The organism is Nocardioides albertanoniae, from assembly GCF_006716315.1.
GTDB lineage: Bacteria > Actinomycetota > Actinomycetes > Propionibacteriales > Nocardioidaceae > Nocardioides > Nocardioides albertanoniae.
This window is the reverse complement of record NZ_VFOV01000001.1, coordinates 2436174-2458108: the sequence shown is the minus strand read 5'-3', so window position 1 is coordinate 2458108 and position 21935 is coordinate 2436174. Positions and strand designations below refer to the sequence as shown.

Sequence of the window (21935 nt, the reverse complement as noted above, 5' to 3'; positions counted from 1 at the left end):
ATTGGAACGACCGGATAGTCCTACGAACAACGTGTTACACGGGAAGGCATCAGCATGAGCGGCACAGCACTGCCCGACGTACTCTCCCCCGCCGACGTCGAGGAACGTTTCGGTGGCTGGTCGGAGCAGACCGATGTGATCGTGGTCGGCTTCGGGGTCTCCGGCGGGGCGGCGGCGCTCGAGGCGGCGCGCAGCGGGGCGCGGGTCGTGCTCCTCGAGCGCGCGGCCGAGCCCGGCGGCACCTCGGCGATGGCCGGCGGCCACTTCTACCTCGGCGGCGGCACCGCGGTACAGAAGGCCACCGGGATCGAGGACTCGGCCGAGGAGATGTTCAACTACATCCACGCGGTCTCCAAGGATCCCGAGGACGACAAGATCCGCGCCTACTGCGACGACTCGGTCGAGCACTTCGACTGGCTGGAGGCGCTGGGCTTCGAGTTCGAGCGCACCTTCTGGCCGGGCAAGGCGGTGATCCAGCCCGGCACCGAGGGGCTGATGTACACCGGCAACGAGAAGGTGCACCCCTTCCGCGACCTCGCCGTGCCGGCGCCGCGCGGCCACAAGGTTCCGGTGCCGGGCGACACCGGGGGTGCCAAGCTGGTCGTCGACCGGATGGCCGACCGGCTCGCGGAGACCTCGGCGACCATCCGCTTCGAGACCGGCGCGACCAACCTGGTCATGGAGTCGGGCCGGGTGGTCGGGCTGGCATGGCGCCACTTCGAGGAGCGCGGCGCGATCCGCGCCGACGCGGTGATCGTCGCTGCCGGTGGCTTCGTCGGCAACGCCGACATGGTCACCGAGCACACCCCGCGCCTCGGCGAGAAGCTCTTCCCCCTCGCCTCCACCTACGACGACGGTCTCGGCCTGCGGCTGGGTGCCTCGGCCGGCGGCGAGTGGCGGTTCATGGACGAGCCGTTCCAGACCGCCCCCTTCTACCCACCCTCGATCCTGCTGACCGGCATCATCGTCAACAAGCACGGAAAGCGGTTCGTCGCCGAGGACTCCTACCACGCGCGTACGGCGGCCTTCGTCATGGAGCAGCCCGACTCGGCCGCGTTCTTGATCGTCGACTCCGCGCACATCGAGCACCCGCAGATGCCGCTGTGCCCGTTCATCGACGGCTGGGAGACGGTCGAGGAGATGGCTGCCGGTCTCGGCGTACCCTTCGACGCGCTCGACGAGACCCTGACCTCCTACAACACCCATGCCGCGGCGGGCGAGGACCCCGAGCTGCACAAGGCGGCCGAGTGGACGCAGGCACAGGACACCGGCCCCTGGGGCGCCTACGACCTCTCCCTGGGCAAGGCGATGTACGCCGGGTTCACCATGGGCGGCCTCGCCACCACCGTCGACGGCGAGGTGCGCCGCGAGGACGGATCGGCGATCACCGGCCTCTACGCCGCCGGCGCCTGCGCGGCCAACCTCGCCCAGGACGCCAAGGGCTACGCCTCGGGGATGCAGCTCGGCGACGGATCCTACTTCGGGCGGCGTGCCGGCCGTCACGCCGCAGGGGGCCGTGGTCCAGCGCAGTAAGGTGGAGCGGTAAAGTCTTTACCAGTCGCCGGCGAACAGTTGCCATAGCACATATCGCCCGACAGATAAATAGGTCGACGCCAGATCGGGACTTTCTGCCCTACGCGCCTCCGGCCGTCTCTGGTTTCGTATACGCGACGCCATGGGCTCAGATCACCGTCTCGTTCGGCATGGACGCCCCGGAGCTCACCGGGACCGCCAGTCGGATCGCCGATGACTGGCTTCCCGACGCGTCCGCAGGCCCTCGACTCCCCGCACGACGCCTGACGCCGAACTATTTCGAAAGGAACCCCCATGTTCGACTTCCGGAGCCCGGTCGGCCTGATGGTGATCGCGTCCCTGGTTGTCATCACGCTCGTGGTGGTCGGCGCGATCGCCGGCAACAACCCGTCCTGATCTTCGCTGGATCCAGACCGCAGGCCCCGGCTGCTCGCCGGGGCCGCGTCGATTTCACCCTCGCGCCGGTCAGCGCGTGAAGACCGCGACCGTGCGGGCAGGCACCGTGAACGTGCCCGACCCGGCTGTGAACGACGACTCCTTGACCACGTCGTCGGTGCCGTCGGCCTGGACCGGGTGGAGCCGATAGTCGATCCCCTCGGCCTCCTTCACGACCTGCTGTTGGGGAGCCGCGGTCGCGTTGAAGACCACCACGAGATCGCCCAGACGCATGGTGATGACGCCCGCCGTCTCCCCCGCACCCGAGAGCGGGAACGAGAGCTCCTTCTGCACATGGCCGGAGTCGGCGAGATGGAACGCCGCCTCGTCCGTACGCAGCTTCAGCAGGTCCTGGTAGGCGGCCGAAGCACCTTCGATGTCGGAGCACCCCGGGACCGGCACCGAGGCGAGCAACGGCTTGGCGTAGGACCACTTGTCCTCGTTGTCGGTGGCCGGCGGAAGACCGCGGGCGAAACCGTTCCCGGCGCCGCAGTCCCAGTGGATCGCGTTGAACCAGTCACCGCTGTCGTAGGAGTTGCGGTCGAGCGACTTCGAGCGCAGCAGGTCGCTGCCGGCCTGGGAGAGCGCCGGCCCCTGGGAGAGGAGGGCGGTCGCCATCGCGACGACCTGCATCCGAGCGCGGTCGGCGGTGCTGGTCGCTACCGGCAGCTTGAACGCGAGCGTGTCGTAGAGGGTCTCGTTGTCGTGGGCGTCGGCATAGGCGAGCGCATCGCCCGGGGCGTCGGCATAGCCCGCGGGCGCACCGTTGTAGTCCACCTGTGAGCCCCTCACACGTCGGCCCGTCGAGTCGGTGAACTCATAATCGGCGAGATTGCCGGACAGCCCGACCTTGATCAGGTCCTGATAGTGGAGCAGGCGTTCCTTCTGCTCGGCTGGGGTGCCGTTGGCCTCCGAGTCGTTCGGGTCGGTGAACAGACCGCTCGCAAAACCCTGGACGCCCGGGTCGGCGTCGAACGGCGAGCCGCCGCGTACGGCATCTCGGGAGCGGTCGTTGAAGGTCGCGATGCCGGTGCCAGCCATGTTCTTCTGAGTGGCCTGGACGAATCGGGCGTCGTCGGCGATCTCGCCGAAGTTCCAGCCCTCGCCGTAGAGGATGATCGACTTGCCGTCGACACCGTCCTTCGATGTCGTCAACGCGTCGAGCGCCTTGCGCACAGCCATGATGTTCGCCTTCGGGTGATGGCCCATCAGGTCGAACCGGAACCCGTCGACCTTGTAGGCCTTGGCCCAGGTGAGGACCGAGTCGACGACGAGCTTGCCCATCATCGCGTTCTCCGGCGCCGTGTTGGCGCAGCAGGTGGAGGTGGCGACCGAGCCGTCGGCGAGAAGACGCTGGTAGTAGCCCGGGACGATCTTGTCGAGCACCGATGTCTTCGCCTGACCGCTGCCGGCGGTGTGGTTGTAGACCACGTCCATGACGACGCGCAGGCCGTCCTCGTTGAGGGACTGGACCATCTCGCGGAACTCGACGGTGCGGGCCGTGCCGTCCGGGTCGCTCGCGTAGGAACCCTCGGGCACCGTGTAGTGGTAGGGGTCGTAGCCCCAGTTGTACGCATCGGCGGGAGCGGCCTTCATGACGCACTCCTGCTGCTTGTCGCTGTCGCCGGGAAGGGCCCCGAGATCACAGTCGGGAGTTGCCTGGTCGGCCCTCTTCTCCGCGATGGTAACGATGTCGAAGGCTGGCAGCAGGTGCACGTAGGACGTGCCCGAGCGGGCCAGCTCGCGCAGGTGCTCGGAGCCGTCGCTGTGCTGCTCGGTGAAGGCACGGTAGGTGCCCGGATGCGCACTGGTCGTGTCTTCCACGGACAAGTCGCGGATGTGGAGCTCCTGGATCTGCGCGTCCTTCATCGCCACGGCCCTCGGCTTGCGCAGGGTGGTCCACCCCGCGGGAGCCAGCGCACGGTCGCCGAGGTCGACGACGAGGCTGCGTTCGGAGTCTGCGGTCAGAGCGAGCGAGTAGGGATCGGTGACCTTGTTGGTCACGACCTTCTGCACGCTCGGCGCCCAGACCTCGACCTGATAGCGGTAGGCCTTGCCGCGCCATGCCGACGCTGGTCCGGTCGCCGACCAGACGCCGCTGGCGCGGTCTCGTCGCATCCGCACCGTAGCGGTGTCGGCGGATCCCGCCTCACCGAGCTCCAGCTCCACGTCGTGGGCGGTGGGCGCCCACACCGACAGGGTGACCGAGCCGGCCTTGAAGACAGGCCCGAGGGCGGCTCTCGTCGCCTTCGCGCCGTAGAGGTCGTCGAGGACTCCTTGGGTCTGCACCCCGGTCGCCGTCACCAGTGCCTCGTCGCCGCTCTGGGCGAACAACACCTGACCGGTCAGCGCCTCACGGACCCGGGAACGGCCGCCGCGGTCGACGGTGAACGCCGCGTAGTCGGAGAGATGCGGGAATCTCGCCTTCTGCGCGTCCGAGAGCGAGGTGGCCCGCAGGCGCAGCTGGTGCTCCGCGCCGTCGAGCTCGCCGTCGCCGACGGCGATGCCACCGTCGCGGTCGTAGACGAGCGCCGCCGAGGTCGCCGAGCCGCTCGCCATCTCCCTCGGCACGACGACCGTGCCGGCGTCGATCCATTGCGCGTGGGCCGTGCTCAGGTCGAGCCTGTCGTCCTGAGTCTCGGACGCCACGTACGCCGCGGACGCCGACGGCACCGGCGGCGCCGCGGACAACGCCGCCGCGATCAGTGCTCCGGCGATCGTGACCACCGTCCTGCTTCTTCGATTCACCTCGAGGCCTCTCTGGGCGTTGCTGGAGACCGACCGCCCGACACGTGTGGGGCGAGCGTCGGACGGTCGGCGATGGTGGGGTCAGCCGCAGGTCGTGGCGCCCACGTGCAGGGCGAGCGCCGCGTCGGGTCCGAGGGTGGCGGTGAACTGTCCGGAGTCGTTCACGGTGACCGGGTTGCCACTCTGCACGTCGCAGTAGTCGCCGCCCGGCAGGGACGTCTCGAACGTACGGCTCAGTGCGGAGGACTCGTGGTTGATCACGACGTAGGCCTTGTCGCCGCGGCCGAACGCGATCTGGTCGGCGCCGTTGTCCCACCAGTCGGTGACGGCCTCGCCGCGTGCGGTGTTGCGGAGAGCGACCATCGAGGAGATCTCGGGCCAGGCGTGCTGACACTTCCAGCCGTCGGAGTAGCAGGCGCTGACCGCGCCGGAGCTGGGCGGGCCGGCATCCTTGTCGCTCCACTCGTAGCCGGAGTTGATGTCGGGCGATCCGTAGGGCCAGGCCAGCATGAAGACGTTGGCCAGGGTGTAGGCGGCGCCGTCCTTGTAGCTGAGGGTGTCGCCGCCGCGCTCGGTGTCGTGGTTGTCGACGAAGACCGCCGCATCGTCTGAGGCCATGTGACCCCAGCCCTCGCCGAAGTTGTTCAGGTAGGCGAGGTTCTCGTCGTTGAAGACCCGCTTGAGGTCGCGGCCGTAGCGGAACTCCTGGACGTCGCCGGTGCCGACGTACTCGGTCGGGGAGACCGCCTCACCGGCGCCGAAGATCGCCTCCTGCTTCCAGTAGACGTTCGGGTCGCTCAGTCGCGACTTGATGTCGGCGAGGTCTGCGGCCGCCATGTGCTTGGCGGCGTCGATGCGGAACCCGTCGACCCCGAGCGAGAGCAGGTCGTTCATGTAGCCGGCGATCTTGCCGCGTACGTAGTCCTCACCGGTGTCGAGATCCGCGAGCCCGACCAGCTCGCACTCCTGGACGTTTGCGCGGTCCTGGTAGTTGCTGATCGTGGCCGTGCAGCTGTCCATGTCGGCGGCGGAGTAGAGGCCGGGGTAGTCGTACTTGGTGTAGGAGGACCCGCCGGTGCCGGTGCCCGACCCCGCCGACATGTGGTTGATGACGGTGTCGGCGACGACCTTCACCCCTGCGCCGTGACAGGTCTCGACCATGCTCGCGAAGGCGTTGCGGTCACCGAGCCTGCCCGCGATCTTGTAGCTGACGGGCTGGTAGGACGTCCACCACTGAGATCCCTGGATGTGCTCCTGGGGCGGGGAGACCTGGACGTAGCCGTAACCGGCCGGCCCGAGGGAGTCGGTGCAGGCCGTTGCCACCGAGGCGAAGCTCCATTCGAACATCACCGCGGTGACGTCCTTCTCCCCCGGCGGCGCGGCTTGCGCCTGGGCTGGGGTCGTGAGCGCGGCGGCGGCTCCGGCCGAGAGGGCAAGCGCCGCCGCCATGGCCCTTCTCCCGATGAAATGTCTGGCCATGGTTCCTCCTGCGTCGAAGGGCGCGCGCCAGGTCTGTGTAGGGGGCAGGCCGGCACGCTTGAATCTTGCAGCAAGATCTTGCAGGACGAACCTAGAGTGATCCACGTCACGCGTCAACCCTCATGTCGCATACGTTCCGAAACCTGCAGTGCCCGGGCGCTCCACGAGAGACCGGGCACTGCAAGTAGTTGCGCAACGTTTCAACCGGCTATCCGGACGTGAGCACCAACCCGCTCGTCGGGACGCCGGTGCCGGCGGTGACGAGCACCCGCGCGGCCCCGTCGACGTGGTTGACCGAGGTGCCGCGCACCTGGCGTACGCCCTCGGCGATGCCGTTCATGCCGTGCAGGTACGCCTCGCCGAGCTGACCGCCGTGGGTGTTGATCGGCAGCCGGCCACCGAGCTCGATGGCGCCGTCGCGTACGAAGTCCTTCGCCTCTCCCCTGCCGCAGAAGCCGAGCTCCTCGAGCTGCATGAGCACATAGGGGGTGAAGTGGTCGTAGAGGACGGCGGTGTCGATGTCGGCCGGGGTGAGGCCGGACTGGCGCCAGAGATCCTTGGCCACGACACCCATCTCCGGGATGCCGATCTCGTCGCGGTAGTAGGAGGTCATCACGTACTGGTCGGCGGCGCTGCCCTGGGCGGCTGCGGCGACGGCGACCGGCGACTGGGCCAGGTCGCGGGCTCGCTCGGGGCTGGTGACGACGATCGCGACGGCGCCGTCGGACTCCTGGCAGCAGTCGAGCAGGTGCAGCGGGTCGGCGATCATCCTCGAGGCCTGGTGGTCCGCGAGCGTGATCGGCTTCTGATAGAAGAACGCCGCGGGGTTGGTCGCGGCGTGGCGCCGGTCGGCGACGGCGACAGCACCGAAATCGGCGCTGGTCACGCCGTAGTCGTGCATATAGCGGCGCGCCTGCATCGCCACGGTCGCCGCCGGCGTCGAGAGGCCGAGCGGGTAGGTCCAGGAGTTGTCGATGCCGTTGGTGTTGACCTGCTGGGCGGCCCAGGGCTGCACCTGCCCGAACCGCTGCCCGGAGCGCTCGTTGAAGCCACGGTAGGCGACGACGACGTCCGCGACACCGGTGGCGACCGCCATCGCGGCCTGCTGGATCGTCGCGCACGCCGCGCCGCCGCCGTAGTTGATCCGGGAGAAGAACCTCAGGTCGCCGAGGCCCAGCTCGCGGGCCAGCGCGATCTCGGAGCTGGTGTCCATGGTGAACGTGGTGAGCCCGTCGACGTCTGCGGGGGTGAGACCGGCGTCTTTCAGGGCGGCCCGGGTCGCCTCGATGCTCAGCTGGAGCTCGGATCGCCCGGATTCCTTGGAGAACTCGGTGGCGCCGATCCCGACGATCGCGGCCTTCTTGCTCAGGCTCATGCGGCGATCCTCACCGTTCCGGTCACGTGCGCACCGAGCGAGACCGCGCCGGTGACAGCGATGGTGGCGACGCCGTCGGCCACCTCGGTGACCTCGCCGGAGAACGACAGCGTGTCGTAGGGATAGGCCGGGGCGCCGAGCCGGATCGCGATGCCCTTGATCTGCACCTCGGTCCCGGCCCAGTCGGTGACGTAGCGCTCGCACAGCGCCGTCGAGGTCAGGATGTTCATGAAGATGTCCTTCGAGCCGGCCGCCTGGGCGCGGTCGCGGTCGTGGTGCACGTCCTGGAAGTCGCGGGTCGCGATCGCAGTCGAGACCACCAGCGTCGGGGTGATCGGGAGCTCCCAGACAGGGATCTTCTCGCCGGTCTGCATCTTCATGGCCTCCTCCAGATCGGGAGCGTGAGCTCCTCGTCGATCACGTTCCAGTCCACGACGAGCCGCTCGCCGATCTGCAGGGCGTCCTCGCCCTCGGGCGGCACGCCGCTCACCTCGGCCACGAGGCGTACGCCCTCGGGCAGGTCGAGCAGCGCCACCACCAGCGGGAGCTCCTTGCCGGGCAACTTCGGGGCGTGCACGACGGTGAACGAGTAGACGGTGCCCTCGCCCCTGGCGACGACGTGGCCGCGGTCGTACGCATCGCAGGCCAGGCACGCCGGACCCGGCGGGTGCCGCAGGGCGCCGCAGGCGTTGCAGCTCTGGATCCGGAGCTCCTGCTCGGCGGTGCCTTCGAAGAAGTACGCGTTGTCCCGGCCGACCACCGGGCGCACCGGGCCGCTCATGCTTTCCCCTTCGGAACGAACTTCAGGACGCGGAAGAGCATCGTCGCGACGCGCTCGTCGCCGACGTACCAGGTGCTCCTCGACGTCACGAAGTAGCCGACGCCCATACCGGTGGCCTTCGGACCGACGACCGAGTCGAGCGCAGTGGTGACCCGCACCTGCTCGCCTACGCGCAGATAGCGGTCGTAGCTCTGCTCGGAGTTGGTGCCCAGCACACCGTGGAAGCCGGCCTCGGTGAGCACGTTCATCATCGCGTGCAGCGGGTCGCGGTCGGGATGACGACCTCCCTGGCCGTACATCGTCCACACCTGGGCCATCGACGGCGGCGCCTCGCCCTGGTGGAACCGCTCGGAGGTCAGGCCCATCGCCTCGAGCCAGTTGTTGATCGTGGGCTGGTTGACCACGTCGCGCGCCTCGCGCTCGGCGGCCTCCCCCCACGCCTCGATCTCCTCGGCGGCGGCCATGATCTTCTCGTGGGTGGCCTCCTCGAGGCCGTGCAGGTCGGTCATCTCGCTCCTCATCGCGGCACCCGCGGCATCCCGAGGCCGAACATCGCGATCAGCTCGCGCTGGATCTCCTGGACGCCGCCGCCGAAGGTCAGCACCAGGTTGCGCTTCGCCTGCGCGTCGAGATAGTCGAGCAGGCTCTTCGTCTCGGGCTCGCCGGGGTCGCCGTGGCGATGCACGAGCGCGATCAGGTCGGCCAGCAGATGCTGCACCTGGTCGGCCGCGAAGACCTTCGACGACGACGCGTCGGCGACCTCGATCTCGCCGGCCTCGGCCGCCCTCGCGACCGCCCAGTTGAGCAGCTCGTTGACCCGGAACACGGCCGTGGTCTCGCCCATCAGGGTGCGTACGTCGGGGCTGTCGGTGACGCCACGGGTCTCTGCCCACCGCAGCACGCGGTCGCGCAGGCCTTCGATCCGGCCCGCGGGGCCGAGCATGACCCGCTCGTGGTTGAGCTGGGTCGTGATCAGCTTCCAGCCCTTGTTCTCCTCGCCCACCAGCATCTCGACCGGCACCCGCACGTCGTTGAAGTAGGTGGCGTTCACGTGGTGGGAGCCGTCGGCGGTGATGATCGGGGTCCAGGAGAAGCCCGGGTCGGAGGTGTCGACGATCAGGATCGAGATGCCCTTGTGCTTGGGAGCGTCGGGGTCGGTGCGGCAGGCCAGCCAGATGTAGTCGGCGGCGTGGCCACCGGTGGTCCACAGCTTCTGGCCGTTGACGACATAGTGGTCGCCGTCGAGGCGTGCCGTGGTGCGGATCGAGGCCAGATCGGTGCCGGCCTCGGCCTCGGAGTAGCCGATCGCGAAGTGCACCTCGCCCGCGAGGATCCGGTTGAGGAACATCTCCTTCTGCATGTCGGTGCCGTAGCGGATCAGGGTGGGGCCGACCGTCTGCAGGGTCACCGCGGGCAGGTGCACGTCGGCATACTGCGCCTCGTTGGCGAAGATGGTCTGCTCGACCTCGCCGAGGCCGTGACCGCCGTACTCCTTCGGCCAGCCGACCCCCATCCAGCCGTCGTCGCCGAGCCGCTTGATGAGCTTCTGGTAGGTCGGGCCGTGACGGTCCCAGGAGCCCTCAGGTCCGGGGTCACCGGACTCGCCCTGATGAGAGAGATCCGCGAAGTAGGTCCTGACCTGCGACTTCAGACTCCGCTGCGCGTCGGTGAGCTCGTGGTTCTTCGACTCGGCGGTCTCGACCGGCACGGCCGCGGCCGGGGTGTCGAGCAGGTGGGCGATGTCGGTGCCCCAGGTGGTGAACGCGAGCAGCGGATAGGTCACATCCACCCCCATGCCCCCGTGCAGATGGTGGCAGGTGCGGAACGCCTCGGGTGCCACCTGGCTCGCCCAGTAGGCGGCGACCGCCAGGTCGGTGCCCGACGAGCGTCCGTCGGCGACCGCGGCGACCGCGTTGTCGGCGGCGAGGTCGAGCGTGCGGGAGGTGACGTAGACGTCGGCCATCTGCAGAGCGACCGCCTGGAACTCGGCCAGGGCGCGACCGAACTGCCTCCGGCCCGAGACGTACGCCGCGCTCAGGTCGCGCGCGCCGGCCAGCACGCCCGATCCGACGACCGCCAGGGCGGCGGTCGCGATCTCGGTGAGCGCCTCGTGGGCCCCCTCGCCGAGGAGCTCGGCCGGGGCGTCGTCGAGCACGACGGTGTGCTGCGGCACCTGCCCCGAGGCGCTCGAGGCGACCAGCGTGACCCCGGCGCCGCCGGGGTCGACGAGCACCACGACCGGGACCCCGGTCTCCGCCGATGTCGCGGTGACCAGGAGATGCTTGCTCTCGGCGGCGTACGTCACGCCGGTCTTGCGTCCGCTGACCGTGCCGTCGCGATAGCTGGTCTCCGGCGCCTGCGGGCGGCCCGGCTCCAGCCATGCCGGACTCAGCAGCGTCTCGCCGGCCGCCACGCCGGGCAGGACCGCCGCCTGCTGCTCGGTCGTGCCGTGCCGTGCGAGCGTCAGCGCGCCGACCGCGAGGGTCTCCCACGCCGGCACCCGCACCGCATGGCGGCCCGTCTCGCGCAGCAGCACCGCGATCTCGGCCAGGCCGAAGCCCTCACCGCCGTGAGCCTCCGGCACGGGCAGAGCGGTCAGGCCCGCCTTCGCCCAGGCCGCCCAGTCGCCGCGGTCGGACTCGCGGGCGAGCACTTCGGCCACCACGCTGCGTACGGCATCGAGCGTCTCTTCTCCCATGAGCCAAACTGTAACGTGTTCTAGTTCTCCAAGCGAGCCCATCGTCACAACCCGGCATCGCCTCGCCCGACGACCCTGCAACCCCGGCGACAGACCTGGAACGTGTTCTAGACTTCTTTTCGTGAAGGTATCGATTCAGGGCATCCTCGATCGGCTCGAGCCGGTGCTCCGTGTCCCGCAGGTCGACATCCCCGAACCCCACCGGGTCGACCTGCCCGGCCGGGGCGAGCTCTGGATCACCGACACCGGCGCCCCCGAAGGGCGACCCGACGCGCCCACCGTCATCCTCCTGCACGCCGTCGGCTGCACCGGGATGCTCACCTGGTTCCCCGTCGTCGGCGAGCTCGCCGAGCACTTCCGGGTGGTGACGTTCGACCAGCGCTGGCACGGCCGCGGCATCGTCTCCGACGAGTTCGCGCTGCGCGACTGTGCCGACGACGTCGCCGCCCTGATCGACCAGCTCGCTCTGGACCGACCCATCGTGGTCGGCTACTCGATGGGCGGTGTGATCGCCCAACGGGTCTGGCGCCAGCACCCGGATTCGATCGGCGGACTGGTGCTGGCCGCCACCGCCGACCACTTCCGTCAGCGAGGCTACGAGATCGTGTTCCTCCAGGGCGTCGAGGTGGCGATGACCGGTCTGCGGCGGCTCACCACCGCCCGGGTTCGCCGGGCGAGCCAGGCTCGCGTGCGACGCGCGCTCGAGACCCTCCCCTCGCCGGTCAACATGTGGGCGCTGAACCAGTGGCGCGCCACCAGCCCGTGGGCGCTGGCCCAGGCGCTGGCCGCGATCGGACGCCACAACTCCCGGCCGTGGCTGGGTCAGGTCGACGTGCCCACCGCCGTCGTCATCACGGGCCGCGACCACCTGATCCCACCCGGCCGGCAACGCGCGATGGCGTCGCGCATCCAGGGCGCGCACGTGCACGACGCCGCCTGCGGGCACGCCGGCTGCGTGCTGCAGTCGGAGGCGTTCAACCCTGCCCTCCTCGCCGCCGTCGACGACGTCGCCGCCCGGATCTCCAGCGTCGCCGTCTAGCCGCGACCCACGCCTAGCGGACCCACGCCTGGCCGAACCACGCCTAGCCGAGCACCGCCGTCTTGAGCTCCTCGAGCTCCTTGGGGAAGCTCTCCGCGAGCGCGCCGGGCCGCGGCACCGACTCGCGACAGCCGATGATGCCGACGTACATCCGACCGCTCAGGCTCATCACGGTCACGTTCAAGCCGGCACCGTGAAAGATCGGCCCGAGCGGGTAGAGACCCTCGATGCGCGCGCCCAGGAAGTAGAGCGGCACCGGCGGGCCCGGCACGTTGGAGACGATCAGGTTGTGGATCACCGGTCCGCCCTCGGCCAGGCGCATGCCCGAGACCATCCGCACTCCCAGCGCGAACGTGCGTGGCGCCGCGAACTTCGCCCAGTCCTGCAGGGTGTCGGCCGGGATCGCCCGGTGATGCTCCTTGGCGTTGCTGTTGGTGACGGAGAGCTGCGCGAGACGATCGACCGGGTCCTCGATGTCGGTGCCCAACCGGGTGAACATCGTCGAGATCTTGTTGGTGCCGCGCTCGTGACGTGACTCGCCGTGCACCGAGACCGGCACCACGGCCATCAGCGACGCCTCCGGCAGCTCGTCGCGGTCGTTCAGGTAGCGACGCAGCGCTCCCCCGGTCACCGTCAGCACCACGTCGTTGACGGTCGCGCCGGGCACGGCGTTCTTGACCGCGCGTACGTCGTCGAGGTCGAACTCGGCCAGCGCGATCGAGCGGTGGCCGGTGATGTTGCCGTTGAAGGACGTACGCGGCGCCAGCAACGGCGCGGCCATCGCCTCGCCTCGGCGGGCCCTCGCGAACGCGCCCGCCGCGATGCGCGCCGTCGGGGCGATCATCTTGACGAGGCTGAAGGGCCGGGCGGCTGTCGCCGCGGCGCCGCGGGCGGCGAGCTCGCGATAGCTCGGGGTGCGCTCCGGCACCTCCTCGGCGGGGACCGGCTCGACGGGCTCCGCCTCCGGAGCGAGGCTGCACAGGTGGGCGATCAGGTTGGCGCCGCTGACCCCGTCGACGGTGGCGTGGTGGGCCTTGAGCAGCATGACGATGTGCCCGTCCGCGAGCCCCTCGAGCACCCACATCTCCCACAGCGGCCGCGAACGGTCCAGCGGGAGGCCGGCCAGGTGGCCGACGACCTCGGTGAGCTCCTTCTCGCCACCGGGCGCCGGCACGGCCAGCCGGTGCACGTGCCGTTCGATGTCGAAGTGCTTGTCGGTGACCCAGACCGGATGGTCGAGCCCGAGCGGCACCCGCCGCAGCTTGCGGTTGAACATCGGCAGCCCGGCCACACGCGTGGCGATCTTGTCGCGCAGCGAGACGAAGTCGTATCCCTCGCTCAGCGTCGAGGTGTCGAGCACGAGCACCGCACACACATGCATCAGCTGCTCGGGGGACTCCAGGTAGAGAAAGCTGGCATCGAGACCACTGAGGCGTTCCATGGCGGCACGATAGCGTGAGATCTGGAACCAGTTCTCGTGTCTCGTTCCATGTCGGCCGTAGCCTCTCCCACATGCCTCGCTACCTCCCCAAGCCCCACACCGTGCGCCAGGCCGCACTCGCCTCGCTGGCAGTGATCGCGCTTCGACCACCTCGCCGTGGCGGGACGAGAGTCGCGATCGGTTCGTTCGCCGCAGGATGGATCGGCGGCGACCTGGCTCCACAGCTGCTCGCCCTCGGCGCGACCGACACAGCACTGTCGGCGGCGCGCCGGCGCGTCTCGCCGCTGGGCCTGGCCCTGGCCGGGGTCGCGGCCGCCGGGTTCGCCGTCAACGCCCGCCGGGCCAGCTCCTCCCACGGCCCTCTCGACTCGGCGCTCTCCGAGACGCTCGGGGCGCCTCCCGGCGAGCGGTTGCCGTTGGACGTCAGGCGTCTGGCCCGCCCGTTCCGGATGACCGAGCCCGGAGTCGAGGTCATCCGCGACGTCCGCTACGCCGACAGCGACAGCTCACGTGCCCGGCTCGACATCTACCGGCCCGCCGGGGCAGACCTGACCAACGCCCCGGTGCTCTTCCAGATCCACGGCGGCGCCTGGACGATCGGCTCCAAGGAGCAGCAGGGGCTGCTCCTGATGAACCGGATGGCCGCCCAGGGCTGGGTGTGCGTGGCGATCAACTACCGGCTGGCTCCCCAGCACCGCTGGCCGGCGCAGATCGTCGACGTGAAACGAGCGCTCGCCTGGGTCCACGACAACATCGCCTCCTACGGCGGCAACCCCGACTACGTCATCACCACCGGTGGCTCGGCGGGCGGCCACCTGGCCGCGCTGGCCGCGCTGACTCCCGGCTATGCGCCGTTCCAGCCGGGATTCGAGTCGGGCGACACCAGGGTGCAGGGCTGCGTACCCCTCTACGGGGTCTACGACGTCGCCGGCGACGACGGCGACGTCTACACCACGGCGGTGCGCGACGGGCTGTGGACGCAGAAGATCATGCCCCGCGGCGTCACCCGTGACGACTTCCGTGAGGCCTCCCCGATCAACCACGTCACCGAGGACTCCCCCGACTTCTTCGTGCTGCACGGCGCGCTCGACACCTTGGTCTCGATCCGCCAGGCCAACGCCTTCGTCGAGCGCCTGCGCGCGGTCTCCCAGCGCACGGTCTCCTACGTGGAGATGCCCGGCGCCCAGCACGCCTTCGACGTCTTCGGTGGCATCCGCGCCCACCGGGCCGTGGCCGCCATGGAGCGCTGGCTCCAGTGGCACCACACCCAGCACACGGCGCCCGTCGCGGGCTAGCCGGCCCGGCACGGGCGCGGCTAGCGCGGCAGGCCCAGGATCCGCTCCGCGGCGACGTTGCGCAGCACCTGGGTGGTGCCGCCGGCGATCGAGAGGCAGCGGGTGAGCTGCGACTGGTGCACGTCGGCGCGCACCTGCGGGTCGTCGGTGAGCGCCAGCGGGCCGAGGAGGTCGACGACGAGCTCGGAGGCGTCCTGGCGGTTGCGCACGGTCAGCAGCTTGGCCACCGACGACTCCGCGCCCGGCCCGCGGCCGGCCAGCGCCTTGAGCGTGGAGCGTACGCCGAGCAGCGCGCACACCGTGGAGAGCGCGACAGCGCGCCCGACACGGCCGTGGTCGCTCTCGCCGCGGCCGGCGACCAGCTCGAGCGCCCGCTCGACGCTGCCCTCGAGGTTGGTCGAGGCCATCGCGACCCGCTCGTTGGCCAGCGTCGTGCGGGCAAGCCGCCAGCCGCCGCCGACCTCTCCGACGACGAGGTCGTCGGCCACGAACACACCGTCGAGGAAGACCTCGTTGAAGAGCGCGTCGCCGGTCATCTCTCGCAGCGGGCGCACGTCGATGCCCTCGCTGCGCATGTCGAGGAGGAAGTAGGTGATGCCGCGCTGCTTGGCGCCCTTGCCCTCGGACTCGTCGAGCGGTGTGGTGCGGGCCAGCGCGATCGCCCAGTCGGCGTCGGCAGCGAGCGAGGTCCAGACCTTCTGGCCGGTCAGCCGCCAGCCTCCCTCGACCCGCTCGGCGCGGGTGGCGAGCGAGGCCAGGTCGGATCCGGCGCCCGGCTCACTGAAGAGCTGGCACCAGATGATCTCCCCGCGCAACGACGCGTCGACGAACCGCTCGCGCTGCGCGTCGGTGCCGTGGTTGAGGATGGTCGGCACCGCCCAGCCGGCGATCTTGATGTCGGGGCGTACGACACCGGCGGCGGCCAGCTCCTCGTCGATGACCAGCTGCTCGACCGGACCGGCTCCGAGACCGTGCGGCGCGGGCCAGTGCGGTGCCAGGTAGCGGGAGTCGACGAGCGCCGAGCGCCGATCCGCCTCGGGCAGCGCGGCGATGGTGGAGACCGTCTCGCGCACGCCGGGGCGTACGGCCTCGTCCTCACCGTCGAGGTCGACCCGGACCGTGCGGCGCGACCCGGCGACAGCCTGGCGCGCCAGCTCGGCGGCGTGCGCGTCGCCACCACCCAGGAGACTGCGCAGGGCGACCGCGCGGCGGAGGTAGAGGTGAGCGTCGTGCTCGAAGGTGAACCCGATGCCGCCCAGCACCTGGATGCAGTCCTGCGCCACGCTGACCGCGCCGTCGAGGGCGGTCACGCCGGCGACTCCGGCGGCCAGCGCCCACTGCGTCGTGTCACCGTCGTCGGCTGCGCAGGCCGCGTCCCAGGCGACCGCGGCGATGGCCTCGGTCGTCTCCAGCATCTGCGCGCACAGGTGCTTGATGGCCTGGAACGAGCCGATCGGGGCCCCGAACTGCTCGCGCACCTTCGCATACTCCACCGCCGTCGAGAGCGACCACTGCGCGATGCCTGACGCCTCCGCGGCGGCGAGCGTCATGGTCGTACGCCGCAGCGAACCCTCGCTGAGGCCGGGCACCTCGACGGCATCGCCGACGGCGATGTCGACACGCACCTCGGCGACCCGCCTGGTCAGATCAGGACCGGCCTGCAGGCGTACGCCCGCCTGGTCGGCCCGGACGAAGAACCACCGCTCCGCGCCCTCAGTGGTGCGAGCACCGAGCAGCAGCTGCGCGGCGCCGCCGGCGTCATAGACGACCGGGACGACGCCCACCAGCCGATCACCGGCCTCGAGGGCGGGCTCGAGCGCGATGCCGCAGCCGCCGCCCGAGACGGCTTCGACGATGTCAACGAGGCCGGCGGCACCGGCGTGATACGCGGCGACCGTGCTACCCAGCAGCGGGCCGGGGAGCAGCTCGTGCGCGCAGGCCTCGACGGCGACGGCGGCGTCGAGCAGCGTGCCGCCACCACCGCTCGGCTCCGGCGCCGCGATGCCGGCCACGCCGTACTCCTCGACCCCACGCCACGCGTCCACGAAGCTCGCAGCCGGCTCGCCCTCGGCGGCCCGGGCCAGCGCCGTGCCGCCCAGGCCCTTCGCCCAGTCACGCAGGCTCTCGCTGAGGGCTTGGTGTTCGTCGGTGATGCCGATCGGCACAGGGACCTCCCGATGTCTGCGGCCAGAGGGCCAGAGCTTGCTGGATCAGAGCTTCTAGATCAGCACACTGATGTAGAACGTGTTATAAGTCTAGACTCACAGAGGAACGTGTTTCATTTTTGGGCGGTGAAGCGGCTAGCCTGAGATCCACAGATCGAGATCCGGTCAGAGTCCGAGGGGGACAAACAGTGACGTCCGTCAGCACGGAGCCACACAACACCGATGGCACCAAGCCGACCGCTCCGCCCACCGGCGGCTCCGCGGCACAGCGGGAGCGCCGTCGGCGCATCCTCGATGCCACCATCACGCTCGCCGCCGAGGGCGGGTTCGACGCCGTGCAGATGCGCGCCGTCGCCGAGCAGGCCGAGGTCGCGCTCGGCACCCTCTACCGCTACTTCCCCTCGAAGATCCACCTGCTGGTCTCCGCGCTCGCACGCGAGTTCAACAAGGACGTCGACCGCTCGGCGATCCGCGCGACACCGGGCGAGAGCGCCCACGAGCGGATCATGTATGTGCTCAACCGGCGCACCCACGCCCTGCAGAAGCAGCCCAAGCTCACCGAGGCGCTGGTGCGCGCGTTCATGTTCGCCGACCAGTCGGTGACCGGCGAGATCCACGAGGTCGGCACCAGCCTGACCACCGTCATCGCCCGCGCCATGCACGGCACTCCTACCCACGGCGAGGTCACCGAGGAGGAGGCGGCCATCATCCGGATCATCTCCGACGTATGGCTCTCCGCCCTGATCTCCTGGGTCACCGGCCGCATGGACACCGACGAGGTCGAGAAGTCGATCGACGTCGCCGTACGCCTCCTCCTGCGCTGACCCCTCCCCCGCCGAGGCGTCACGTCTGCAGGCCGAAACGTCACGTCTGCAGGCCGAGTTGGCACCGTGTGACTCCTCGGTCTGCACGAGTGACTCCTCGACCTGCAGGGGTGACCTCTCGGCTGGGGGTTGCCCTCAGCCTCCGAAGGCGTGGGTGGCGGTGGCCCCGCCGTCGATGGCGATCTCGGCGCCGGTGACGTAGCCCGACTCGTCGCTGGCCAGGTAGACGTAGAGGGGTGCGATGTCCTCAGGGCTGCCGACGCGCTTGAGGGCGACCTTGGCGCCGCCGAACTCCATCGCGGAGTCGTCGGCGCCGACGCCGCGCGTCATGGGCGTGTCGATCATGCCGGGGTGGACGGAGTTGACCCGGATGCCGCTGGGGCCGAGCTCGAGGGCGGCCGCCTTCGTCATCCCGCGGATCGCGAACTTGGTGGAGGTGTAGGCGGCCACGAACGCCATCCCGGCCAGCCCCTCGATCGAGGAGGCGTTGATGATCGAACCGCCGCCGTTGGCCTTCATCGTCTCGATGACCGACCGCATCCCGAGGAAGCAGCCGAGCGTGTTGACCCGCCACAGCAGCTCGAACTCCTCCATCGGCTGCGTGAGGATCTCACCGAAGCGCAGGATGCCGGCGTTGTTGGCCAGGATGCTGACCGGGCCGTACGCCTCGGCCGACTGCGCCACCAGCGACGTCCAGGACTCCTCGGAGCTGACGTCGTGGTGCACGAACAGCGCGGCATCACCCAGCTCGTCGGCGAGCAGCTTGCCCGGTTCGTCGGCGACGTCGGCGATCACCACCTTCGCGCCCTCGGAGACGAAGGCACGCACGATCGCGGCCCCCTGCCCCTGCGCGCCACCGGTGACGATCGCGATCTTCCCATCGAGACGTGCCATCACTGTTCCTCCAGCTTGAGCTGCATGATCGAGTCGGCAGAGAACCCTGCCGCCGGGTCGCGGTCGGCGAACCATCCGCCGACCTGCTTGTCGAGCGAGTCGAGATCCCACGCGGCGTTGTCGAAGCGCTCCGCGACCGTCGGTGGAGCGAGCACGGCGATCATCCCGCCGTAGACCACGAACACCTGTCCGGTGATCGCGGCGGCCGCCGGCGAGGCGAGATAGGTGACCAGCGGGGTCACGTGCTCGGCGCCGTAGGAGTCACCCGAGAGAACGCCCTCGGTCATCGCGGTCGCCGCCCGCGGGCAGATCGCGTTGGCGCGTACGCCGGAGCGACCCATCGAGCGTGCCGTCGACATCGTCAGCGCGGTGATGCCGGCCTTGGCGGCACCGTAGTTGGCCTGTCCCGGCGGGCCGGCGAGAAAGGCCTCGGAGGAGGTGTTGACGACCGCGGCATCGACCGGCGCCCCCGTCGACTTCGCCAGCGAACGCCAGTGGGCCGAGGCGTTGCGGGTCAGCAGGAAGTGGCCGCGCAGGTGGACGCGCACGACCAGGTCGAACTCCTCGTCCGACATGTTGAAGAGCATCTTGTCGCGGGTGATGCCCGCGTTGTTGACGACGATGTCGAGGCGGCCGAAACCGTCGACGGCCGCGGCGAGCATCGCGTCGGCGGTCGCCCTCTCGCTCACGTCTCCGGCGGCCACCACCGCCTCGCCGCCGAAGCCGCGGATCTCCTCGACCGCCTCCTCGGCCGCGCCCGGGAGGTCGTTGACGACCACCCGCGCGCCCGCCCTGGCCAGCGCGACCGCCTCTGCCCGCCCGAGGCCCGCCCCGGAACCGGTGACGATCGCTACCTTCCCATCGAAGTCAACGCTCACGTGCTGCTACTCCTCGATCCTCAAGGCTGCCTTCGGGCAGCTGGCCACGGCCTGCTCGACACGGTCGCGGTTCTCGTCGGTCACCGTCGGGTCCGCGATCTGCAGGAAGTCGTCGTCGTCGATCTCGAACATGTCGGGGGCGAGCGACTCGCACATCCCGTTGGACTCGCACAGGTCGAAGTCCGCAATCACCTTTGCCATGACCATCTCCTCACTCTTTCGCCATCACTGTCCGGAACCCTGACCGGGCAGTGCACCCAGCTTCCGGTGGTCCCAGCTTGCGACCTTGTCGGGCTCGATGACGATGCCGACGCGCTTGTGGGCCTGCTTCGAGACCAGGTCGTCGCCGGCCTCGCCGAGGTCGGCACCACCGGCCATCCGGTTCATGACCTGGGTGCCGATGGCCTTGATCTCGTCGTAGTCCTCGACCAGCCGCGCCGTGCCGGTGATGCTCACGCCGCGCAGCTCGAAGTAGTCGACGCCGTCCTCGACCAGGCAGGTGACCCGCGGGTCTCGGCGCAGGTTGCGCACCTTCTGCGACGACGCGTAGGTCCAGAATGCGATCTTGCCCTCGTCGAGCACGTAGAAGAGCGTGGTCAGGTGCGGCGCCCCGTCGGAGCCGACAGTCGCCACCTGCACCTTCAGCTGTGAACCGAGGAACTCCTCGATCTCGGCGTCGGTCAGCTGTACGGACTGGCGTGAGCCGGCCATATGTCCTCCTCGAGCACTAAACTAGAACACGTTCTACTATATCAGGGCGTACGCCTCCTACGAAGGAAACACCCCTACGACCTAGGACGCAGCCTTCATGTCTGAGATCAGCCAGCCGCCGTCGTCCTTGACCAGCGTCAGCACCTCCCAGGTCGGGCTGACCACGGTGTTCTTCGTCTTCGGCGCCGACGCGCTCTGATTGACGAAGAGCAGCACCTTCGCGGTCTCCTCGGTGGCCGAGACGATCGACGCGGCGCAGTCCTCGTCGACGCAGGCCTTGCCCTTCTCGGCGGCCTTGGCGCCCTCCTGGGAGAGCGGCGCCACCTCGGCGTCGACCTTGATGCCGAGCTTGGACTGCTCCTTGCGCTTGGCAGCGTCCGGCAGCGTCTTCTCGTAGTCCTTCGCCATCGCCGGGGTCATCAGCTTCTCGGCGGCCGCGATGTCCTTGTCGGCGCTCGCCGCCTGGTAGGACATCACCGTCTGGGTCAGGTCGACCGAGTGCTCCATGATCGCTGCCCGCGACCCGGCCGCCGTCAGCTCGCCACCGGGGGCCACGTCGTCGCCGGACGCCTCGTCGATGACCAGCCACAGCACACCGGCGGCCACCAGCAGAAGCACCCCGAGCACGGCGGTCAGCTTGCGACTCCCGTCGCCCAGCCAGCGCGCGGCGAGACCAGGGCGATCCTCGTCCGCACCCTCGGCATCGTCCGACGCCGTCTCGGACTCGACCTCAGCCGGCTCGTCATCGAGATCGGTCTCGTCCGAGTCCGCCTCGTCCGAGTCCGCCTCGCCCGACTCCGCGTCGCCCGGCTCCGCATCGTCCGAGCCCTCCGCGCGCGACTCCGCCGCACCCGGGTCGGTCTCCCGCGGAGCAGCCACGTCGTCGCGTACGTCCTGGTCGGCCGACTCCTCGGCGGGAGGCAACAGGTCGGAGCCGCAGTAGCGGCACTTGATCGCGGCAGCCTTGATGGTCTCCGCGCAGAAAGGGCAGTCCTTCTGCTCGGCCGACAAGGATCCGTTGCTCGCTCGTAGGCCCGCCATCAGTTGACTCCTGCCAGGTCGGACATGCGCCATCCGTCCTTCGTCATGGACAGCGAGACCTTGAAGCGATACTTGGAGCACTTCGCGCCCTCGTACGGGCAGGCCTCGCTCTTCTTCAGCTCACCGGTCTGGGAGCTGGTCACGATCGAGTCGACCGCGACCAGCACGACCGCCTTCTTCTCGCTGATCGCGCGGATGCCGACCTCCTTGACCTTGCCCTTGGACACGGTCTGAGCCGGGATCGCGGCCTGCCGGATCTGCTCGGCGATCGCGCCGTACTCCTTGCCGAAGGTGCCGGTCGAGATCTCCTTGACCGCCTGGATACGCGGGTCCATGTCGCGGTAGTCGACATCGAGGAAGGCGATCACGCCCTCTTCGGCGACCGACTTGGCATCGTCGTAGTCGGCGGCCGCGGCCTCGGCCGGCGTGGTCCACGGGAGCACCCGCGCACCGGCGACGAAGACGACCGCGGCCAGGACGACGAGGATCACCACCGCCGCCGCCAGGATCGTGTTGACCCGCCCCAGTCTGCTGGCGAGCGGGCTGCGCAGCGGGTTGGCGGGAAGCTTGACCTCAAGAGGATTCTTCGTGTTCATCG

Annotated in this window: 19 protein-coding genes; 4 read left to right on the top strand and 15 right to left on the bottom strand. The window is 69.7% G+C overall.

The window, feature by feature from the left end; translation table 11 throughout:
• Positions 1-54: 54 nt before the first annotated feature.
• Positions 55-1533, top strand: a complete 1479-nt coding sequence (locus FB381_RS11695; protein ID WP_141780454.1) for an FAD-binding protein — start codon at positions 55-57, stop codon at positions 1531-1533.
• Positions 1534-1998: 465 nt separating this feature from the next.
• Here the strand turns inward: FB381_RS11695 and pulA are convergent, their stop codons facing one another.
• From pulA to FB381_RS11660, 7 genes are all read right to left on the bottom strand, one after another.
• Positions 1999-4695 carry a pullulanase-type alpha-1,6-glucosidase gene (gene pulA, locus FB381_RS11690; RefSeq protein WP_246088070.1) on the bottom strand — a complete coding sequence of 899 codons (2697 nt, stop codon included), beginning with the start codon at positions 4693-4695 and terminating at the stop codon, positions 1999-2001.
• 102 nt (positions 4696-4797) lie between these two features.
• Positions 4798-6195, bottom strand: a complete 1398-nt coding sequence (locus tag FB381_RS11685; RefSeq protein WP_246088069.1) for an alpha-amylase — start codon at positions 6193-6195, stop codon at positions 4798-4800.
• Positions 6196-6403: 208 nt separating this feature from the next.
• On the bottom strand, positions 6404-7570 hold the full coding sequence (locus FB381_RS11680; protein WP_141780452.1) for a lipid-transfer protein: 1167 nt from the start codon (positions 7568-7570) through the stop codon (positions 6404-6406).
• Entirely contained in the window at positions 7567-7950 is a 384-nt protein-coding gene (locus FB381_RS11675; protein ID WP_141780451.1) for a MaoC family dehydratase, read from the bottom strand. Before FB381_RS11675 ends, FB381_RS11680 begins: the two co-directional genes overlap by 4 nt.
• Entirely contained in the window at positions 7947-8351 is a 405-nt protein-coding gene (locus tag FB381_RS24105; protein ID WP_246088068.1) for a Zn-ribbon domain-containing OB-fold protein, read from the bottom strand. The genes FB381_RS11675 and FB381_RS24105 overlap by 4 nt, the downstream gene beginning before the upstream one ends.
• Positions 8348-8860 carry an FAS1-like dehydratase domain-containing protein gene (locus FB381_RS24100; RefSeq protein WP_141780450.1) on the bottom strand — a complete coding sequence of 171 codons (513 nt, stop codon included), beginning with the start codon at positions 8858-8860 and terminating at the stop codon, positions 8348-8350. The genes FB381_RS24105 and FB381_RS24100 overlap by 4 nt, the downstream gene beginning before the upstream one ends.
• An 8-nt stretch (positions 8861-8868) precedes the next feature.
• Positions 8869-11049, bottom strand: a complete 2181-nt coding sequence (locus tag FB381_RS11660) for an acyl-CoA dehydrogenase family protein (protein WP_141780449.1) — start codon at positions 11047-11049, stop codon at positions 8869-8871.
• 121 nt (positions 11050-11170) lie between these two features.
• Between FB381_RS11660 and FB381_RS11655 the strand changes: the two genes are divergently transcribed.
• Positions 11171-12088 (top strand): alpha/beta fold hydrolase, encoded by a 918-nt coding sequence (locus FB381_RS11655; RefSeq protein WP_211352396.1) that lies wholly within the window; start codon positions 11171-11173, stop codon positions 12086-12088.
• A gap of 43 nt (positions 12089-12131) precedes the next feature.
• On the opposite strand, the gene FB381_RS11650 is transcribed toward FB381_RS11655, so the two are convergent.
• Positions 12132-13529 carry a WS/DGAT/MGAT family O-acyltransferase gene (locus FB381_RS11650; RefSeq protein WP_141780447.1) on the bottom strand — a complete coding sequence of 466 codons (1398 nt, stop codon included), beginning with the start codon at positions 13527-13529 and terminating at the stop codon, positions 12132-12134.
• A gap of 71 nt (positions 13530-13600) precedes the next feature.
• Between FB381_RS11650 and FB381_RS11645 the strand changes: the two genes are divergently transcribed.
• Positions 13601-14824 carry an alpha/beta hydrolase gene (locus tag FB381_RS11645; protein WP_141780446.1) on the top strand — a complete coding sequence of 408 codons (1224 nt, stop codon included), beginning with the start codon at positions 13601-13603 and terminating at the stop codon, positions 14822-14824.
• 20 nt (positions 14825-14844) lie between these two features.
• Here FB381_RS11645 and FB381_RS11640 read toward each other — a convergent pair whose 3' ends face one another.
• A complete protein-coding gene (locus FB381_RS11640) occupies positions 14845-16989 on the bottom strand; it encodes an acyl-CoA dehydrogenase family protein (protein WP_141780445.1) in 2145 nt (714 codons plus the stop codon).
• Between the two features lie 188 nt (positions 16990-17177).
• Here FB381_RS11640 and FB381_RS11635 point away from each other — a divergent pair, with 188 nt between their 5' ends.
• Entirely contained in the window at positions 17178-17813 is a 636-nt protein-coding gene (locus FB381_RS11635; RefSeq protein WP_141780444.1) for a TetR family transcriptional regulator, read from the top strand.
• Between the two features lie 135 nt (positions 17814-17948).
• On the opposite strand, the gene FB381_RS11630 is transcribed toward FB381_RS11635, so the two are convergent.
• The 6 genes from FB381_RS11630 to FB381_RS11605 form a co-directional block, all read right to left on the bottom strand.
• Positions 17949-18707: a glucose 1-dehydrogenase gene (locus FB381_RS11630; RefSeq protein WP_141780443.1), complete on the bottom strand. Its 759-nt coding sequence runs from the start codon at positions 18705-18707 to the stop codon at positions 17949-17951.
• The gene (locus tag FB381_RS11625) at positions 18707-19585 is read right to left on the bottom strand and encodes an SDR family NAD(P)-dependent oxidoreductase (protein WP_141780442.1); all 879 of its coding nucleotides are present in this window, start codon (positions 19583-19585) and stop codon (positions 18707-18709) included. The genes FB381_RS11630 and FB381_RS11625 overlap by 1 nt, the downstream gene beginning before the upstream one ends.
• Positions 19586-19591: 6 nt before the next feature.
• Complete coding sequence (locus tag FB381_RS11620; protein WP_141780441.1) at positions 19592-19786, bottom strand: ferredoxin; 195 nt, start codon at positions 19784-19786, stop codon at positions 19592-19594.
• 24 nt (positions 19787-19810) lie between these two features.
• Positions 19811-20296, bottom strand: a complete 486-nt coding sequence (locus FB381_RS11615; protein ID WP_141780440.1) for a pyridoxamine 5'-phosphate oxidase family protein — start codon at positions 20294-20296, stop codon at positions 19811-19813.
• An 81-nt stretch (positions 20297-20377) separates the two neighbouring features.
• Positions 20378-21337 carry a hypothetical protein gene (locus tag FB381_RS24095; RefSeq protein ID WP_211352395.1) on the bottom strand — a complete coding sequence of 320 codons (960 nt, stop codon included), beginning with the start codon at positions 21335-21337 and terminating at the stop codon, positions 20378-20380.
• Positions 21337-21933 carry a hypothetical protein gene (locus FB381_RS11605; RefSeq protein ID WP_141780439.1) on the bottom strand — a complete coding sequence of 199 codons (597 nt, stop codon included), beginning with the start codon at positions 21931-21933 and terminating at the stop codon, positions 21337-21339. Before FB381_RS11605 ends, FB381_RS24095 begins: the two co-directional genes overlap by 1 nt.
• Positions 21934-21935: the final 2 nt, after the last annotated feature.

Bases quoted from the DNA above. Each gene is read 5' to 3' on its own strand.
- FB381_RS11605 (WP_141780439.1), bottom strand. From the start codon at position 21,933: ATGAACACGAAGAATCCTCTTGAGGTCAAGCTTCCCGCCAACCCGCTG.
- FB381_RS24095 (WP_211352395.1), bottom strand. From the start codon at position 21,337: ATGGCGGGCCTACGAGCGAGCAACGGATCCTTGTCGGCCGAGCAGAAG.
- FB381_RS11685 (WP_246088069.1), bottom strand. From the start codon at position 6,195: ATGGCCAGACATTTCATCGGGAGAAGGGCCATGGCGGCGGCGCTTGCC.
- FB381_RS11630 (WP_141780443.1), bottom strand. From the start codon at position 18,707: ATGGCACGTCTCGATGGGAAGATCGCGATCGTCACCGGTGGCGCGCAG.
- FB381_RS11675 (WP_141780451.1), bottom strand. From the start codon at position 7,950: ATGAAGATGCAGACCGGCGAGAAGATCCCTGTCTGGGAGCTCCCGATC.
- FB381_RS11615 (WP_141780440.1), bottom strand. From the start codon at position 20,296: ATGGCCGGCTCACGCCAGTCCGTACAGCTGACCGACGCCGAGATCGAG.
- FB381_RS11650 (WP_141780447.1), bottom strand. From the start codon at position 13,529: ATGGAACGCCTCAGTGGTCTCGATGCCAGCTTTCTCTACCTGGAGTCC.
- FB381_RS11695 (WP_141780454.1), top strand. From the start codon at position 55: ATGAGCGGCACAGCACTGCCCGACGTACTCTCCCCCGCCGACGTCGAG.
- FB381_RS11645 (WP_141780446.1), top strand. From the start codon at position 13,601: ATGCCTCGCTACCTCCCCAAGCCCCACACCGTGCGCCAGGCCGCACTC.
- FB381_RS11620 (WP_141780441.1), bottom strand. From the start codon at position 19,786: ATGGCAAAGGTGATTGCGGACTTCGACCTGTGCGAGTCCAACGGGATG.
- FB381_RS11660 (WP_141780449.1), bottom strand. From the start codon at position 11,049: ATGGGAGAAGAGACGCTCGATGCCGTACGCAGCGTGGTGGCCGAAGTG.
- FB381_RS24100 (WP_141780450.1), bottom strand. From the start codon at position 8,860: ATGACCGACCTGCACGGCCTCGAGGAGGCCACCCACGAGAAGATCATG.
- FB381_RS24105 (WP_246088068.1), bottom strand. From the start codon at position 8,351: ATGAGCGGCCCGGTGCGCCCGGTGGTCGGCCGGGACAACGCGTACTTC.
- FB381_RS11680 (WP_141780452.1), bottom strand. From the start codon at position 7,570: ATGAGCCTGAGCAAGAAGGCCGCGATCGTCGGGATCGGCGCCACCGAG.